The sequence below is a fragment of the Streptomyces sp. genome, assembly GCF_035563135.1.
In the GTDB taxonomy this organism is placed as follows: Bacteria; Actinomycetota; Actinomycetes; order Streptomycetales; family Streptomycetaceae; genus Streptomyces.
In genome coordinates, this window is the sequence record NZ_DATMVN010000564.1 from 1 (window position 1) to 15,684 (window position 15,684).

Genomic DNA, 15,684 nt, shown 5'->3' on the forward strand with positions numbered 1-15,684 from the left:
CCAAGCCCGACCCGAAGCCGGACCCGAAGCCGGACCCGAAGCCGGACCCCAAGCCCGACCCCAAGCCCGACCCCAAGCCCGACCCGAGCGTCGACCCCACTCCCGACCCGGGCTCGAACCCCGGGGGTGGCGACGAGTCGACCCCGGGATCCGGGGCGGGCGGCCAGACGGGTGAGGCAGAAGGCAACGGCAAGCCCGAAGCCAGCTCACCCGGGCCGAGCAAGGTGTCCGACACCACGCAGAACGTGGCGGACAGCAAGCCGAGTGGGTCGCTCGCCCATACCGGAGCAGACGGCAACACCCAGCTCGGCCTGGCGGCAGGCGGGCTGCTCGCAGCGGGCGCGGCCGCCCTTGGAGTCGCCGGCATCAACAAGCGCCGCGCCGCCCGCGGCGTCGGCAAGCCCGACGCCGCGTAACACCACATCGCAACCGATCAGGCGGGGGTGAGAGACCCCTTACCCCCGCCTGCTCAGGCAAGTCGTATTTGTGGTTTTTGCCCAGAAAGTAACCAGCGATCGAAGGAGCAGCACGCATGAAGTCCATCCGCCGTTTCACCACCGTCGCCCTGTCCGCGGCCCTCATGGCCGGCGGGGCGGCCGCCCTGGCACCGGCAGCGTCGGCGGCCACCGCCTCCAGCTGCACCTACAACCTGGCGGACCACAACGCCCAGGTCGACGGGAACGGCATCAACTACCGGTCGGGCCCGGGGACGTCGTACTCCTCCAAGGGGTTCCTCTACGACGGCGACGACCTGCGCATCTACTGCGGCAAGGGCGACTGGTACTACGGCAAGTTGATCCACCGGTCCAAGAGCGGCATGGCCGCGAACACCTACGGCTGGATACGCAAGGACATGCTCCTCAGCCTCGCCGGCTAGCCGAACTCGCCAGGCGGTGCGGAGCTGCCACCGCAGGCCCTTCCCGCATACGCGCTATCCGCCGCGGCTCCCTGCACATGTACACGCGGTGTCCCGGTCCTGAGGCCGGGACACCGCCCACCCCTTCGGACCGCTGATGCCCTCTGCGGCCCACTTGGCCATGCCACAAGGAGGCGACGCAGTGTCACCCGCTCAGCCATCCCACCGGCCCCAACAGGTCCCGGGCGCACGCACCACCCTTCCCGGGCGAACCCGTCGGCAGCCACTGTCCCCCCGACCGGCTTGGCAAGACGTCTTCCTCGAACCGCGGTACGACCCGGCGATCCAGCAGGAGATCGACGCCGACCTCGAGCTGGAACAAGAGATCGCTCCTCCACGAAGACGAAGCGGTCGGGGCTGAACATCCCGGCGCTCGAACTTGTCCGTCGGGCCCCAGAGACGGCCGACAGGTCCGGGCTCAATCCGGGCCACCCACCCGTCTCCCACCAGCACAACCGGGCGTTTGCCCCTCAAGTATCCGGAGCAGATGCATGACCACCGCCCCCACCGTCATCACCCCGCCCGTCAGCCCAGCGGTGCGAGCGGCACGTTCCGCCGTCTGGACCTTGCTCGCCTCCTCCCTACTCATCAAGGCCGCTGGCTTCGCATGGGACTTCCTGGGCTACTACGTCGCTGACGGGCTCGGATACGGCACCACGGCCGCAGGCGCGGCACTGACCGCGTTCGGGCTCGGCTGGTGCGCCGGCCTCGCTTCAGCCGGGGCCCTCACAGACAGGCTGGGACAACGGGCCGGCCTCTCGCTCGTCATGGCGCTGTCCTCCCTCGCCTGTTTCGCTCTCGCGATCGCCGAGTCGTTTCCCGCCCTACTCCTGGTCTCGTTCTTCCTCGGCATGACGATGGAGATCCACCGGCCGGCGGTCAGCGCGCAGATCAATGCCACCATCGACAGCGAAGCCGGAAGAACCCGTGCGCAGTCCTGGCTGTACTGGGCCTCCAACGTCGGCATAGCCATCTGCGCGGCAGCCGGCGGATACCTGGCCCACCACTACAGCTACAAAGCCCTCTTCGTCGTCAACGGACTCGCGTGCCTTGCATTCGCCGCCGTGGCCTACCGAGTCCTGACACCGCGGCCCGCGACTGGCAGCGCCGAGGCCCCCGCCGTCACCTACCGCCAGGTCTTCGCCGACCCCTCACTGCGCTGGATCGCCGTCGCGGCCGTCTGCGGCATGACCTGCGCCTGGGGACTGGTCTCCGTCCTGCCGCTACTCATGACCGACGACGGGCTCCCGCCCACCAGCTACGGCCTGGCGATGCTCGCCAACACGATCACGGTCCTGGCCCTCACCCCACCCCTCACCCGGCTGCTCGTCGGATCCGGGGACACCCCCAAATACCCTCTCGTCCCGATCCTCGCCTGCGGCTGCGCCATCCTCGGGCTCGGCATCAGCCTCGCCGCTCTGCAGCACACCACCCTCGGGTACGCCGCCGCGGCCGCGCTCCTGGTCCCCGGCGAGATCGCCTTCTCCGTCGCACTCGGCGCCTACATCTCCACCCACGCCCCCCGCAACGCCACCGGCCGCTACCAGGCAGTCCTCAGCGGAGCAACCGCCGTCGCCTCTCTTCCGCCGCTCGGCATCGCCCTGGCGCTGAACACCGGCGGCCGCCCCCTGGTCGCCGCCCTACTGGTCGGCAGCGCACTCATCGCCGTCGCCGCGTGCCGCCCCCTGGCCAAGGCCCTCCGAGACGCGCCGCAGACACAAACACATCCGCTTCCCACCCCCGCCCCGTAGCCCGGGCCTCCCGCCCCCGGCCGATCACTCTCCCAAGGACCTTCCGTGCACGACATCACCCCCGCTGCGGCCCGTCTCGCCGCCAGGCTGGCCCAGCCCATACCCGTATTCGGTGCCTACCTGCCAGCCGGATTCCCGGCCCCCGGCCTGGACATCGAGACCCTTCAGATGCTCGCCGCGGCCGGAGCCGATGTCCTCGAAATCGGCCTGCCCCACCCGCATGCCCCCCTCGACGGACCGGCCATCACCGCGGCGAACCAGCGCTCCCTCGAACACGGGACACAGACCCAGCACGTCTTCACCACCGTCCGGCGCACAGCCGAAACCACCCAAGCCTCCGTTCTGGTGATGACCTACTGGGAGCCCGTCCGCGCACACGACCCGCATCGATTCGCGCGCGAACTCGCCGACGCCGGCGCCGCCGGAGCGTTGATCCCAGACCTCCCCCCAGCCGAAGCCGCCGAGTGGGCCGCAGCCGCCCGCGCGGCCGGACTCCACAACCTGCAGTTCACCCCCCGCCAGGCCACCGACACCGAACTCAGCCAGGTCACCGCGACTGCGAGCGGCTGGCTCTACGCACCAGCCGTTACGGGCCGCACCGGCTACCAGGGACCCCTCGACATAGGCGCCCTGAAGGCATTCACCCACCGGCTGAAGCGACTGTCCGACGTCCCCATCGTCACCGGGGTCGGCATCTCCACCCCCGAACTCGCTGAGCAAGTCGCCCCCCACGTCGCCGGCGTCGTAGTCGGGTCCCCCATCGTCCGCTGTCTCCTGCGGCGCCCCGACAGCACCGGCGCAGCAGCTGCCGCCGACACCGCCGCCCTGTTCGCGGACTCCATCCGCACCCCCGCGCTGACCTGACCGAGCAGGCCTCGGCGCGACCACCCCCGCACAAGTCACCTGACCCCTGGAGCAGCCGTGCCTTCTGCCGTCGTCTCGCCGCAGGTCACCACCACAACACCAGTCGAGAACCGCCGATGGCCCCCGATCATCTGGGCGGCTCTGATCGGGACCTTCGCCATCCGTGCCCTCGGCTTCGCCTACCCCTTCCTGCCGTACCACGCCGACAGCCTCGGCTTCTCCGCGCAGACGACCGGCTGGATCGTCGCAAGCTTCGGCGCTGGCTGGCTCATAGGACAGGTAGGCGGCGGCTGGCTGTCCGACCGCATCGGACCGCGCGCAACACTCGCCTACGCCATGGCCACAGCCGCAGTCATCCTGCCGATCCTGGCAGAAGTGCGCTCCTCAACGGGGCTCATCACCGCCGCCCTCCTCACCGGTGTGGTCTACGACGCCGCCCGGCCGGTGATCACCACACTCATCGACGACGCCTTCCCCACCAAGGCCCAGCAGGTACTGGTGAACGGCTGGCGACACTTCGCCGTCAACATCGGAGCCGCCCTCACCGGATCACTGGGCGGCTATCTCGCCGCCACAGCAGGACTTCCGACACTGTTCTGGGTCAACGCGCTCGCCTGCGCGACGTTCGGAGGGGCCGCCGTACTCCTACTCCCTCCGTACACCCGCCGCACCGACCCCGAGGGAACCAAGACGGGCTACACCCACGCGGTACGCGACGCCCGTCTGTGGCTGCTCTCCCTGGCCAGCCTCTGCGCACTCATCTGCGCCGGCAGCGTCTTCACAGCCCTTCCGATGCTGATGAGCCACGACAACCTGGACGCCACCGCGTACGGCTGGACGCAGGTAGCGAACGCGGCCGCCGTACTGATCCTGTCCCCGTTCATGACCCCATGGCTCAGCAGGCGCGCTGCGCACGGAGGGCCCATGACCGGTCTGCTGGCAAGCAGCGCCCTCCTCCTGGGCGCCGGTATGGGCCTGGCCGGTCTGGCGGATTCCACCGCCGGATACTGCCTTGCCGCAGCCGCCGCCGTCCCAGGCGAGATCATCCTGTTCATCGCAGCCGGCGACCTCGTCTCCCGCCTTGCCCCGCCTGGAGCACACGGACGGTACGCCGGCCTGTGGGGGAGCAACCTCGCCCTGGCGGTCATCGCCGCGCCTCTCCTTGCCGCCTGGTCCCTCAGCCACGGCGGAGGGGTGACTGCGACGTGGATCATCTGCGGCGCTGGAGCACTCGGGGCTGTCCTGTGCTGGCCCCTGCACTCCAGCATCCGCACGGCCGACGCACTCACTACCCCGGGACCCCGCTCGACGAACGATGAAGCGGAGCACTCCGCGGAAGCAGCGTAATTGTCGGTACCGCCAGGTACGTTGCCCACCACCACCTTTCCCGACTAGCACCTCAGGACAACCATTGAGTGACCACACCGTCTTCGCCTGGTGCTTCTCCCACGGTCGGCTGCACCACTTCGTCGGTGAGCCGTGGTGCACCGCCACCTGGGCTCTCCTTCCAGGCGCAACAGAAGAAGAGGCACTGGCCGCTAAGGCACAGCAGTACGGCGCGGCGACGTTTCTCGACCAACTGCCCGATGAACAGCAACTCGCTCTCATTCGAGGAAGCAGCAACCGCACTGCCTGACAGCACACCCGCGGGCTGGACAGGACGGAGCCTCGTCACGTTGGGCTCAGAACGTCACCAGCAGCCCGAGCACCATGACCGCCACGATGACGCCGACGATGATAATGCGCGTACCCGAATCGGCCGACCGCCACCAGCGGTCCGCGGTCGGCCATCCCGAGGCGTTCACTGCCTTGGAACCGATCCGCCTGGTGAGAGGCTTCCGCGCAGCATCATCGGGTTCCAGGTAGTCAAGATCACCGGCGTCGCTCTCTTGGATCTGTGCGGCAAGCGCACCAAGGAGCTCGTCCAGTCGTTCCGGGCCCAGCTCGAGATGCAACTCGGCCCTGTCGTTCCCCAGAACCAGCATGGGGAAGGGATGGCTCTCGTCCGCACTGGTCACCACACTCCAGTCGGCGTAGTCAGCGTGCACCTGATCTTCGATCTCTGCAGGCATGGCCTCCGCGGTCTCGGCCGGCGAAGGGATGTAGTCGGCGGGCAATGTCGTGACCTCCTTGCGGGCCACCGCGGTGGTGGCCCCGCCGCATGCTCACCGGTCAACCGGACACGGCCGGTTGGCGGCGGTGATCGCAGTCAGGAGCTCCGGGTGGTTGTCCGCCTCACCCCGTAAGTTGCGTGCTCGGTCCCCGAAGAGACCAACGTCGACACCTGCTCACGGATGGCAAGAGATTCGCGACGGGACCACGCTTCAACGGCCTCAGCTAGACACTCCTGCCATTCACTACCGAGGAGATCAGTTTCGATGAGCACTGATGTGCAGGAGCCGGTCAGCACCGCCTTTGCGATGAGGCTCCATATGCCGCAGCCGCACCCCTGCTTCGTCATCACAGCTTTTCTGCACTACGCGCTGGAAGACCCGTACGCCGTACGGATCGTCTTCCGCATGAGCACGGGAGACGAGCCTGTCGTCTGGCACGTGAACCGCGACCTGATCCGAGACGGCCTGGTCCGGCAGGCGGGAGAAGGGGATGTACAGATCGGTCCTGATCCGCGCAACGCAGACGACGTCGTCCTCCGTCTTCGTGTGGACGACGCCAGCGCGCTCCTGACGGCCCCTCGGCCGCCGATCGAAGACTTCCTCCACCGTACGACCGAAGTGGTTCCGTACGGCCGGGAGAGCTCAGTGCCCAGCGTGCGAGCGGCGCTGGACGCCGAGCTGGGTCGCATCCTCACCACCTCGTAGCCCTTCAACGATCCTGCTGCCTCGCGCCGACACCGTCACGTTGCTTGTTGCTTGGGACGCCATGCCCCTGACCCGACGTCAGGGGCATGGCCATTCCCGTATCGACTGGCCGTGCCGACCCGCCCTCAAAGTGAGAGCTGCCTCACAGCCGTAGCGTCCGATCGTGGACGACGGGCCTACCTGCCACTGGCCATGATCAGGCTTCCACCCGCGACCAGGAAGAGATACCACCATGCCGGTCCTGCGCCAGATCACCACCTGCACCGAGCCGTCGACTGTCGTGATCGAGCGGCGCGCCCGCGCACGCGACCGGTCTGTGGACTACCGACTGGAGGTCTGCCGACGCCACCGATGGCTCGCGAAAGACTGGACCGGCCAGCGCAGCACTGAAGGAGCCGGCGGGCGATGTGGGACCCTCACCGACTACCGCCCCTACATCCAGATCGCGCAGTCCCATGCCGACCTGTGGCTGCGCCCATTGGCCGCGAACGGCCCTGAGGACCATAACGGCGACCTCGCGGCCGCGCTCCGCGCGGGTTACGAGTTGCTGACCGTGAACCGGGAACCGACCGGCGTGGCGGTCGCGCTGGAGCATGCGGCACGGATCGCCGAGGCGGTCACGGTCGGAACCCTGCCGCTGGCCGAGGGGCGCGCTCAGCTCCTGGCAGTGCTCGGTGCGGCAGAGACCCTCGACGCAGGAGCACGAGGCCCTGAACTGCTGCCACACGACCGCGACCGCTGAGCGGCCCCTCTCCACTCGAACGCGTTGTAGAAGTGCGGTGCTGTTCCTTTACTGGTCCCTACGAGGAGCGGCCGAAGCGATGCCCTCATATGCCCTCTGGTGCCTTGGGCGTTGGGCCGACTGCAGCTGCAGCAGAAGGATCCGCAGATGCAGAGGCGCTTGTTGCGGCTTGGGTTGTAAAGGGGGAAAGTAGATACAGCGTCCCTCCCCACCAACCTTGGGGAGGGACGCTGTCAGCGCACATACTCGCGGCGTATCCGCTCGGACGTCAGATTTCCGTCCGGGTGATCACCCGAGGCGGCCGCTCTTTACATCGTCGACGAAGGCCGCCCACTGGTCAGCGCCGAACACGAAGGCGCCCAGGTGAGGGGCCTTGCTGTCGCGTGCAGCCACGAGACCCTCCTCCGTCGTCTGTACCTCCAAGCAGTCCCCCTGCTGCGCTCCGCTGTAGGACGACTTCTTCCACTTGCCTTCCGGCAGGTCGTGCCGCATCATTTCACTTTCTTCGCGTCTCAAAGCTCTCGGAGAATTTCCGAGATCAGGTCATTCGACTTTGATGTCGACAGCATCGACGATCGCAGCAGGTCCAGCGAGTCTCTGTACTTTCGAATAGTTGTCTCCTCTTCCAGGTATAGGGTCCCGTCCAGGTATTCCACCTGCACGACGTCGAGATCGAGTTGGTCTGGGTAACTGTAGAGCGTGAAGGCCCCGCTGCTGGTTCCGGTATATCCCTGCTCGCTGAACGGGACGACGCGAATCTCCACGTTGGATTTTGCGCCGATCTCCAGCAGATGGCTCAGTTGGCCCTTCATCACCTCAGCGCCGCCTACTCGCTGGCGCAGAACGCCCTCCGTCACGATGCAGAGGTAGTCGAGGAAGGTGTCCCTCTCGAAGACGTCCTGACGGCGGAGCCGGATGTTCGCGTAGAAGTCGACCTGCTCATGATCCAGCGTCGGGTCGTTGGAGCTGATGACGGAGGAGGCGTACTCCTTCGTCTGGACGAGGCCAGGCAGGACCTGCGGCTGGAACGCGACGATGCGCTCCGCGTCCTCTTCGAGCGAAAGCAGCTCCTTGAAGTCCTGCTCGAGCCTGTCGCCGTGGGTGCGCCACCAGCTGCGCCGCTGCCCCTCAGCCGAGAGCGCGACCAGCCACGAGCGCACTTTCGGATCGCTGATCTTGTAGAGATCCATCAGCGTTTCCAGCTCGAGACGGCTGACGCGATGGCGTCCCGTCTCGATGCGGCTGATCTTCGACTTGTCGCCATGGATGGCCTTGGCGGCCTGCTCCGGACTGATCCCTGCCTTCTCGCGCGCCTCACGCAGAGCGGTGCCCAACCGGCGCCGGCGAGCCGTACGTCGCGCTGGCTGTCCCACCTTCGTCCTCCTCTGTCCTTGTCTTCCGTCAGTGTGACGGACGCGGCCGCCGCAAGGCTACGAGGGGGGCGCTTGCACTTCTTCCGTACGCAGTCCTGCATTTTGTAGCTCAGGAGGTTGCGGGATGTGCCAAGTTAGGTCCATCGTAAGTAGGCGACCACGATGCGCAACCACTTCGTGGCGGTCAACTGCCGTGCCGTGCCGTCTCAGAGGCAGTGCGCGGGTCTGTGAGCGGTGACGCCGAGGCTTGAGAGGCAAGTCCATGACGCCAAGCGGAGACGAGGACAGGGGGATCCCCAGCGCCTCTCGGCGGGACGACATCCCACCGGACGCTCGGGCTCTCCAGGCGCCGTCAACTGTTCAGTTAGCGCGCGACGTGACTCGCGGACGCGACGTCCGAGTGGCGGCCGGCCCCGGCGTCTACGCAGTAGACCGAGCGTGGGTGCATCCCCTCGACGGTGTCGGCTCAGGATGGTTGGCCCCGGTGGCCCGTCTGACCCCGATCGGCAGTCCGATCACCAGGCAGCACCCTGTCGAGCTCGCGATGCCGACAGCGCGGCGGATGGCCCGGGTCAAGGGACGCGTCGGGCTCACGATGCTGAACTGGCATGGCAGCGTGCCGGCCGCGCTGCAGGTCCTGTCCGTACTCGTGGACAACGCCCTTCAGCACGGCCGCGCGGCCGCGAACGCGGAAGCAGTTCTGCGCGCATGCCTGAGCATCACGGTGGAGCAGCAACTGCTTGTTGACGTACAGGACTTCAACCCGGGGTTCGCCGACTTCCGAGAAGTTCGATCCGGGATTGGCAAGGGTTCTTTGATCGAGCTCATCAAGCGGCGGGCGATCACAGACCTCACGTGGTTCGCCGATCCCAACATGCAGGGCAAGACCGTTCGGGCCGTGGTGACTGCCGGGGTGGTGGATCTGTGATCGCGCGCTCAGCTTCTCGCCAGGCCCAGGAACGCGCGCATCTGCGGATGGCGCGCTCCCGACATGGGCTAGCGCTTCACGGGCGGGGCATCCCAGTAGCTCCCGAGCATCTCGTCGACCCACTTCGGGACGTGGATCTCTCCACGGGGGCCCATGACCGGGAAGTACGGCGACACGTCGAACACGGGGGTTCCGACCACTGCGTCGAAGTCGGTGACGTGAAGGTCTCGTCCCTCGACCCTCACCAGTCTCGGATGGCTGACGGCGAGCTGATTCGGCCGTCGATGGTTCCGGTGGACGAAGGTGCCTGTGGCCGGCCAGGCCGGGTTGTTGCGCGGGCTACGCGCGTGCAGTGCCACGTCCGTGGGGCTGGCCCGGTGGAAGTGCCACAGGACCTCCAGGTGCGAGAACTCGTGGAGCCCCTGAAGAGTCTCCAGGGGGGAGTCCTCGTTCATGCGGATGATCGACTCCACACCGCCTTGGAAGTCGTCGACGGGATCGGTATGACCCGCGACGACCTGCGCGACTGCTGTGATCTCGATCCGCGTTGGGCTGGTCATCAGCGTCCCCTTCGTCACCTGCGCGTTGGGCCGTCCCGGCCCCGGCGGAGGTTCATCGGCACTTCAACCCGGTCAGCCTATGGGGCGCGGTGTGCGACTTCGCCGGCCGGTCCGGGCCGGAGCACCGACGACCGCGACGTCCGCCAGGTCGGGAAGGGCAGGCTCGCGCGGGTCCAGGCGGGAACGCCCCACAGGTTACGCCTGGCTCAGCATGGAGCGGGCGCGCGCGTCCAGTTCCGCGGCTTGGCTTCCGGCCCGGTTCCGGAAGGGCGAGAGTGCGCGGCGCATCTGGACAACGGTCTCCTTCGCCCGGCCCGACTGGACGCCTGTCATGGCGTCGAGGGCCTGGCTCCAGGTTTCGCAGGCGCTGTCGAGGTGTCCTTGCTGGGCCTGCACAGCGCCGAGGTAGCCCAGGGTGACGGAGTGCGTCCTCGCGAACTGGGCTCGCCGTGTCCGGACGCTGCGGTGGAACTGCGTCTCGGCGCCCTTGAGGTCGCCCAGGTCCCTCAGGGCGGCGGCGGTTTCGTGGGCGAGGCTGGCCTCAGTGTAGAAGAACACCCGGTTCGGCTCGTCTTCTCCGTCGCTGGCCCGTCCGAGGTCTTGTTCCGCACGCAGAAGTGCGGCGACGGCGGCCTTCTTCTCGCCGGCAGCGGCCAGACCGCGAGCGTGCACGACGCCGAGCAGCGAGCGTTCGCGCCAGCAGGCATGTGTGTAACGGCGGCTCGACAGGGAGGCTTCGGCCAGTCGCACGGCCTCCTGTGGTTGGCCAAGGTCGACGGCCTGGTGGGCCATCGCCCGCAGGATGTGTCCGGCCAGAGGCGCGTCTCCGGCCTCTTCGGCGAGCCCCGTGGCGATCGTCAGCCAGCGCTGCGCGAGGGGGTGCTCACGCCCGTCGAAGGCGGTCCATCCTGCGAGGTAGGCGAGTTCGGCTGCTGCGGAGGTCATCGAGCGCCGGACGTCTTCGGACAGGAACCGGCCGCTCAGAAGCTCGGCAACATCTGTGCGGAGGTATGCGACAAGGGCGGCGCGGCCGGCGCGGCCCCCGCGCTTCTGGTCGCGGCGGGAAAAGATCGCGGTCATCTCCCGGACGTCGTCGACATCCTGAGCAGTCACCACGTAGCTCGACAGGGGTTTGCGCGCCCGGGCTCGGTCTGCGGCCCGCTCGAAGTACTGGTCGTCGGGGAGGGCCAGGGCAGCCACCGAGTAAGCCGAGGTGGCCAACAGGTGTCGGCGGTCGATGTCCACCATGTCTTTGCTCCCGAGCGTCACCAGCGTTGTCAGTGGGTCGTCGCTCCACGCCGGCAGCTCGAGCTCGTCGGTGTCCGCCGTCAGTCCGATGTCGGCGAGCGTCACGAGGCGACCGAGGCATCGGGAGAGCGTCTCGGCCAAGATACGGGCAGCCTGAGGCTCGGGAACGACGCCGCCCACCCACTTCGCGATGTGGGACTGGCCGACGCCGGTCAGCTCGTTGACGCCGTGTTCCGCGGCAACCGACCTGACACGAGCGGCCAGGCGGGCCTGAGACAGGCCTGCCTGGGCAATCGCAGCGGCCAGCTTGACGTTGCGCGTACGCCCCATGGTGCGTCCTCGTCCCCGAAACGATCTTTCATCACGTTCATTGGTCCCGCGGCCTCGCCGGGATACCCAGCGCCGCGAAGACGCGGTTGTCTCGTGAAGACGATATTCCTCAACCCCTCCCGCAGTGCGGGGGATTCGAGGACCTCATCCACACGAACCCGCCGGGCGAGTGGCCCTGAAAGCCCGATGGCAGGAGAGGAGAAGCGGCCGATGAACCACCTGACGCTCAGGAAGCCCGGCTGCCCGACGGCTCTACCCGCCGTTATGCCGCATGGGGGCACGGCCCTCCCGGCCCAAGGAGTGTGTGCGGTGCCCCACCTCCCCCTTGACGGTGCCAGCACACGCGGCGCGGACGAGCCCCAGTTCGAGGTGTCACTGCCCGCCGAGCGGGAGGCCGTCTCTCGGGTGCGGCGTCAACTGCGCACGCGGCTGGAGCAGGACGGCCTTGCTGGCGTGGCGGATGACGTCCTCCTGATCTGTACGGAGCTCGTGACCAATGCGGTCCTGCATGGCTGCCTTGGCTTCCCGCCCGGGATCACCATCAAGGTCACCGTCGTCTGGTCTGATGTCCAGCTGCGCCTGGACGTGCGTGATCCGTCCGGCGTACGGCCCAAGGAGCAGGCGTTCTCTGCGAGTCGGGCAAGCGGGCGCGGTCTGCGGCTTGTCGATGAGCTCTCCGACCGCTGGGGGGTCGACACCGACCCGTCCGGCAGCGGCAAGACCGTCTGGACGGAGCTCGACGCCCCCCGGAGGCGAGCATCATGAGCGTCTACGCCATCACCCGCTCTTCGGCCCGCCATTCCGGTGCAGGACCTGCGCCCTCCGAGAGCGCGCTCGCCTCCCCGTCACCCTTGAACGCTGCGGCGGCCCGGGTCCGTACTGCACCGACCGGCGCAAGGGAGCAGGCGTACGGGCACCTGCTGAACCGACTGGATGAATCGGCCCACTTCACAGCAGCAGCAGAAGCTGAGGAGACCGAGACGCTGCTGGAAGACGTCCTGGGTCAGGCCGCCGCACCGGACCAAGCCCAGATCGCCGCTTGGACGCCGAGGCTTGAAGCCGTCCTCCGGACCCTTTGCGAGAACTCGGGACGGATCGTCCGGCGGCACGGTCCCGACGCCAGCACGGCCGTCCAGCACGGCCTCGCCCTCCTCCAGGACGTACCGGCCGCGGCACCCGACTTGGGACGACTGCGGCGTCTTGCCCACGCCGTCTCGTCGATCCTCGACGTCGCCGGAGACGCCCCGTGAACTCGAAACGTCCGCTGCTCCGGACACACCGGCAGCCCCTCCGCCCACAGCGGCATCGGGCGCCCGCCGTCGCCCGCCCCCCGATCGGAGACCACGTGTTGTCCGCATTACGCCCGTCCCTCGGTTGGCATAGGCGCTCCCCGTCACCCGGCGCCGTGCATGCCGTAGAAGACCTGGTGGAACGGGTGCTGGGCGCTTCGCCGCTGCCCCGCGACGACAACGACGTCACGCTGCTCCTCCTGGGCCTGCGCCGGCAGCTCCCCCACCTGGAACAGCTCCTGGGCGACACGGCCCCGGACTTGGTCAGCCAGGCACGCCGTATCCGTGACGAGCCGGTGCCCGAGGGACGCATGCCCATGGTGATCCTCACCATCCGGCTCGCGGAGATCGCACATGCCCTGATCGGCGCTCTCCCGGAGAACGCCCTGCCGCGTCGCACGGACACACAAGACTCCCTCTCCCCCAGCAGCCGGCCAGTGGACGGCCGCCAGAACGTGGCCGAGCCGGATCTCACCAAGACCGGACCGATGCACCTCCCTGCGCTCACCCGATCGCCGGCGCCCGGCCCCACCCGGTCCTCTTCCCAGCACCGGTCGAGTCGGGCGGCCGAGTTGGTCAATGCGGCTGCGGGTTCGTTGGGCGATTGCGGGCCGCCCGCATAGACCCGAGCCCGGCGACATGCCATGCCCCGCCCGTCGCCGGTGCTCGCCGTGGGCTTTCGGCTTCCGACTCTGGGGGACCGTTCGGCACACCGCCGACCCGGTCCCGGAAGCCGAAGGCGAGTGGCAGATCCCCCGTGCTGCCGTCCCGGCTGCCGCGGTTCCCAGAACGCACCCGCGGCAGCCGGTCCACGCCCCCACGCCTTTCCACCTCTCCCACCGTCCGAGGACTCATGACCCCCATAGACCGTTCTGGCCACAGGGCGCCGCGGCGCATCATGACGGTGCGCACCCGACTCATCGTCGTGGCCACCATCGCGATCACCGCACTGCTCGCCCTGGTCGTCGTCAACGCCGTGCCGGCCTGGGACAAGCAGAGGAACCTGCGCAACGACAGCACCACGGGCCGCCTCGGCGGCGAAGCTTCGCTGCCCCTGTTCATCGCGGCACAGGCCGAGCGCAAGCTCACGGCCGCCTACCTGGCTCACCCGTCTTCCGCCGCGAAGGCGGCCCTGAAGGCGCAGCGGGGCAAGACCGACGCCGGTCTCGCGTCCTTCAGGCGCTTGTCCGGCACCGAGCTGCGCACCGACCAGCGGCACCGATGGGAGTACGTCGAAGCGGTCTACCGGCAGCTCGATGACCTGCCGAGGGTGCGTAAGAACGTGGATGCCCGGGAGGGCGAGCCGGATGAGGCCACCGGCTACTACACCTCCCTGATCAACAGGATGATCAGCTTTTACCAGGCGTTGAGCGCGATGGACGACGGCCCGCTCACCCTGGAGACCAGGCCGTTGGTCGGGCTCTTCTACGCCTCGGACGCCCTGGCCCAGCAGGACATGCTCATCACCCAGGCCCGGGAGTCCGGGCAGATGACGGACGCCCATCGGGTGGCCTTCGCGGAGGCGTACGGCACCCAGCAGGTGATGTACGAGCGGTGGATCGCTCCTTATCTGCCCGAGCAGGAGAAGGCGCTCTACGACAAGATCACCGCGAGCCCTGAGTGGAAGGAGCTCCAGGCGGCGCAGCGGTCGGTCATCACGCCGCCGGCCGATGACCTCGGGAAGGAGCAGATCGGCGACCGGTCCTCCCTCCTCCTGTGGGACGACGCGTACGCGAAGGTCAGCGGGCAGCTCGCCGGCCTGAACCTGCAGCGGACGCAGGGGCTGCTCGCCCACGGCTTCCAGCGGGCGGACGAGATCCGCACTCAGGTGTTCCTCCAGGCCGTCGGCAGCGTGGTGGCGATCCTTCTGATCGCCGGGCTCATCGTCTGGTTGATCCGCTCCATCTCCTCGCGGCTGCGTCAGCTGCGTCAGCAGACACAGGAGGGCGCCGAGCGGCTGCCGCAGGTCGTGGACCGGCTGATGCGCGGCGAAGCGGTCGACGCAGAAGCTGAATTCCTCGAGCCGGACCGCGGTGACGAGTTCAGCCACGTCCAGGCCGCCCTGATCGAGGCCCAGCGCACTGCGGTGCGCCAGGCCGCTGCTCAGGCCGGCGACCGCCGAGGGATCGGCGCATTCGTCGCGGCGGCGACCGAGCGGACCCTCGGACACATCAACCGGGCCCTGGGCCACCTGGAGAAGGTGATGGCCCGGCCGGACGTCGACCCTGCCCTGCTGGACGACCTGATCACCATCGACGGGGCCGTCTCCGCCAGCCGCCGCCACCAGGAGCATGTCGGGACGCTGGCTGGCAGCATGCGACAGGACCTCTATGACCGGCCGAGGTCGATCCTCGACCTCGTCAACGACGCTGCGGTGGAGACCGGTTCTCCCAAGCGGGTAGCCAACCAGGTCACCCACACCGCCTTCGTCCCCCCACAGCACGCGGCCGCCGCGGTGAAGGTCGTTGCCGCGCTGATCGAGAACGGGATCGGCAACTCCACCGGCGATGTGACCGTGCGCAGCGTCAAGGCCGTGCACGGAATCGCCCTGGAGATCGAGGACACCGGCTTCGGGATGCCCCAGGAGGCCATCGACGCCGCCAACGCCGAACTCGCCCAGCACAACCAGGCGACGTTCGAGGCCATGGCGCAACGGCGAGGCAAGCTTGGCCTGTTCGTCGTCGCGCGCCTGGCCGGCCACCACCATCTGAACGTGTCGCTCAGGCGATCCGCTTACAGCGGGATCACCGCCGTCGTCATGATCGACAACAAGGCGCTCACCACGGTGAAGCAAGACGTCCTCGCGCCTCCCGCGCCGGCCCGCCCAGCGCGGCCGACGGCTCCCACCGCGACGGCCACGGGCG

General features: G+C 68.3%; 17 protein-coding genes and 1 pseudogene. 13 read left to right on the forward strand and 5 right to left on the reverse strand.

Going from position 1 to position 15,684, the window contains the following annotated elements:
- The 6 genes and pseudogenes from VN520_RS25090 to VN520_RS25115 all read left to right on the forward strand — a co-directional run.
- A pseudogene (locus VN520_RS25090) lies at positions 1-416 on the forward strand (hypothetical protein); the annotation flags it as partial.
- Between the two features lie 116 nt (positions 417-532).
- On the forward strand, positions 533-877 hold the full coding sequence (locus tag VN520_RS25095; protein ID WP_325749204.1) for a hypothetical protein: 345 nt from the start codon (positions 533-535) through the stop codon (positions 875-877).
- Between the two features lie 530 nt (positions 878-1,407).
- Positions 1,408-2,667, forward strand: a complete 1,260-nt coding sequence (locus VN520_RS25100; protein WP_325749205.1) for an MFS transporter — start codon at positions 1,408-1,410, stop codon at positions 2,665-2,667.
- Between the two features lie 45 nt (positions 2,668-2,712).
- Positions 2,713-3,531 (forward strand): tryptophan synthase subunit alpha, encoded by an 819-nt coding sequence (gene trpA / locus VN520_RS25105; protein ID WP_325749206.1) that lies wholly within the window; start codon positions 2,713-2,715, stop codon positions 3,529-3,531.
- A 57-nt stretch (positions 3,532-3,588) separates the two neighbouring features.
- Positions 3,589-4,878 carry an MFS transporter gene (locus VN520_RS25110; protein WP_325749207.1) on the forward strand — a complete coding sequence of 430 codons (1,290 nt, stop codon included), beginning with the start codon at positions 3,589-3,591 and terminating at the stop codon, positions 4,876-4,878.
- Between the two features lie 64 nt (positions 4,879-4,942).
- Positions 4,943-5,167, forward strand: coding sequence for a hypothetical protein (locus VN520_RS25115; RefSeq protein WP_325749208.1), 225 nt, complete (start codon positions 4,943-4,945; stop codon positions 5,165-5,167).
- 46 nt (positions 5,168-5,213) lie between these two features.
- On the opposite strand, the gene VN520_RS25120 is transcribed toward VN520_RS25115, so the two are convergent.
- A complete protein-coding gene (locus VN520_RS25120) occupies positions 5,214-5,672 on the reverse strand; it encodes a hypothetical protein (protein WP_325749209.1) in 459 nt (152 codons plus the stop codon).
- A gap of 237 nt (positions 5,673-5,909) precedes the next feature.
- Here VN520_RS25120 and VN520_RS25125 point away from each other — a divergent pair, with 237 nt between their 5' ends.
- Both VN520_RS25125 and VN520_RS25130 read left to right on the forward strand, forming a co-directional pair.
- Positions 5,910-6,350, forward strand: coding sequence for an SsgA family sporulation/cell division regulator (locus VN520_RS25125; protein WP_325749210.1), 441 nt, complete (start codon positions 5,910-5,912; stop codon positions 6,348-6,350).
- 232 nt (positions 6,351-6,582) lie between these two features.
- Positions 6,583-7,092 (forward strand): hypothetical protein, encoded by a 510-nt coding sequence (locus tag VN520_RS25130; protein ID WP_325749211.1) that lies wholly within the window; start codon positions 6,583-6,585, stop codon positions 7,090-7,092.
- Between the two features lie 288 nt (positions 7,093-7,380).
- Here the strand turns inward: VN520_RS25130 and VN520_RS25135 are convergent, their stop codons facing one another.
- Both VN520_RS25135 and VN520_RS25140 read right to left on the reverse strand, forming a co-directional pair.
- On the reverse strand, positions 7,381-7,587 hold the full coding sequence (locus VN520_RS25135) for a DUF397 domain-containing protein (protein ID WP_325749212.1): 207 nt from the start codon (positions 7,585-7,587) through the stop codon (positions 7,381-7,383).
- Between the two features lie 17 nt (positions 7,588-7,604).
- Complete coding sequence (locus VN520_RS25140) at positions 7,605-8,465, reverse strand: helix-turn-helix transcriptional regulator (RefSeq protein ID WP_325749213.1); 861 nt, start codon at positions 8,463-8,465, stop codon at positions 7,605-7,607.
- A gap of 484 nt (positions 8,466-8,949) precedes the next feature.
- On the opposite strand from VN520_RS25140, the gene VN520_RS25145 reads away from it, so the two are divergent.
- Positions 8,950-9,393 carry a hypothetical protein gene (locus VN520_RS25145; protein ID WP_325749214.1) on the forward strand — a complete coding sequence of 148 codons (444 nt, stop codon included), beginning with the start codon at positions 8,950-8,952 and terminating at the stop codon, positions 9,391-9,393.
- A 68-nt stretch (positions 9,394-9,461) separates the two neighbouring features.
- Here VN520_RS25145 and VN520_RS25150 read toward each other — a convergent pair whose 3' ends face one another.
- Positions 9,462-9,953: a TrmO family methyltransferase domain-containing protein gene (locus tag VN520_RS25150; protein ID WP_325749215.1), complete on the reverse strand. Its 492-nt coding sequence runs from the start codon at positions 9,951-9,953 to the stop codon at positions 9,462-9,464.
- Between the two features lie 195 nt (positions 9,954-10,148).
- Positions 10,149-11,531 (reverse strand): Tat pathway signal protein, encoded by a 1,383-nt coding sequence (locus VN520_RS25155; protein WP_325749216.1) that lies wholly within the window; start codon positions 11,529-11,531, stop codon positions 10,149-10,151.
- A 309-nt stretch (positions 11,532-11,840) separates the two neighbouring features.
- Between VN520_RS25155 and VN520_RS25160 the strand changes: the two genes are divergently transcribed.
- The 4 genes from VN520_RS25160 to VN520_RS25175 all read left to right on the forward strand — a co-directional run.
- Positions 11,841-12,296, forward strand: coding sequence for an ATP-binding protein (locus VN520_RS25160; protein ID WP_325749217.1), 456 nt, complete (start codon positions 11,841-11,843; stop codon positions 12,294-12,296).
- A complete protein-coding gene (locus VN520_RS25165; protein ID WP_325749218.1) occupies positions 12,293-12,781 on the forward strand; it encodes a hypothetical protein in 489 nt (162 codons plus the stop codon). Before VN520_RS25160 ends, VN520_RS25165 begins: the two co-directional genes overlap by 4 nt.
- 155 nt (positions 12,782-12,936) lie before the next feature.
- On the forward strand, positions 12,937-13,443 hold the full coding sequence (locus VN520_RS25170) for a hypothetical protein (RefSeq protein WP_325749219.1): 507 nt from the start codon (positions 12,937-12,939) through the stop codon (positions 13,441-13,443).
- 281 nt (positions 13,444-13,724) lie between these two features.
- Positions 13,725-15,684, forward strand: a 1,960-nt coding sequence (locus VN520_RS25175) for a nitrate- and nitrite sensing domain-containing protein (protein ID WP_325749220.1), incomplete at its 3' end; no start/stop codon positions are given.

What these genes read in the sequence shown, in the direction of transcription:
- VN520_RS25150 (WP_325749215.1), bottom strand. Translation starts at nt 9,953, where the DNA reads ATGACCAGCCCAACGCGGATCGAGATCACAGCAGTCGCGCAGGTCGTC.
- VN520_RS25135 (WP_325749212.1), bottom strand. Translation starts at nt 7,587, where the DNA reads ATGATGCGGCACGACCTGCCGGAAGGCAAGTGGAAGAAGTCGTCCTAC.
- VN520_RS25125 (WP_325749210.1), top strand. Translation starts at nt 5,910, where the DNA reads ATGAGCACTGATGTGCAGGAGCCGGTCAGCACCGCCTTTGCGATGAGG.
- VN520_RS25130 (WP_325749211.1), top strand. Translation starts at nt 6,583, where the DNA reads ATGCCGGTCCTGCGCCAGATCACCACCTGCACCGAGCCGTCGACTGTC.
- VN520_RS25095 (WP_325749204.1), top strand. Translation starts at nt 533, where the DNA reads ATGAAGTCCATCCGCCGTTTCACCACCGTCGCCCTGTCCGCGGCCCTC.
- VN520_RS25100 (WP_325749205.1), top strand. Translation starts at nt 1,408, where the DNA reads ATGACCACCGCCCCCACCGTCATCACCCCGCCCGTCAGCCCAGCGGTG.
- VN520_RS25155 (WP_325749216.1), bottom strand. Translation starts at nt 11,531, where the DNA reads ATGGGGCGTACGCGCAACGTCAAGCTGGCCGCTGCGATTGCCCAGGCA.
- VN520_RS25165 (WP_325749218.1), top strand. Translation starts at nt 12,293, where the DNA reads ATGAGCGTCTACGCCATCACCCGCTCTTCGGCCCGCCATTCCGGTGCA.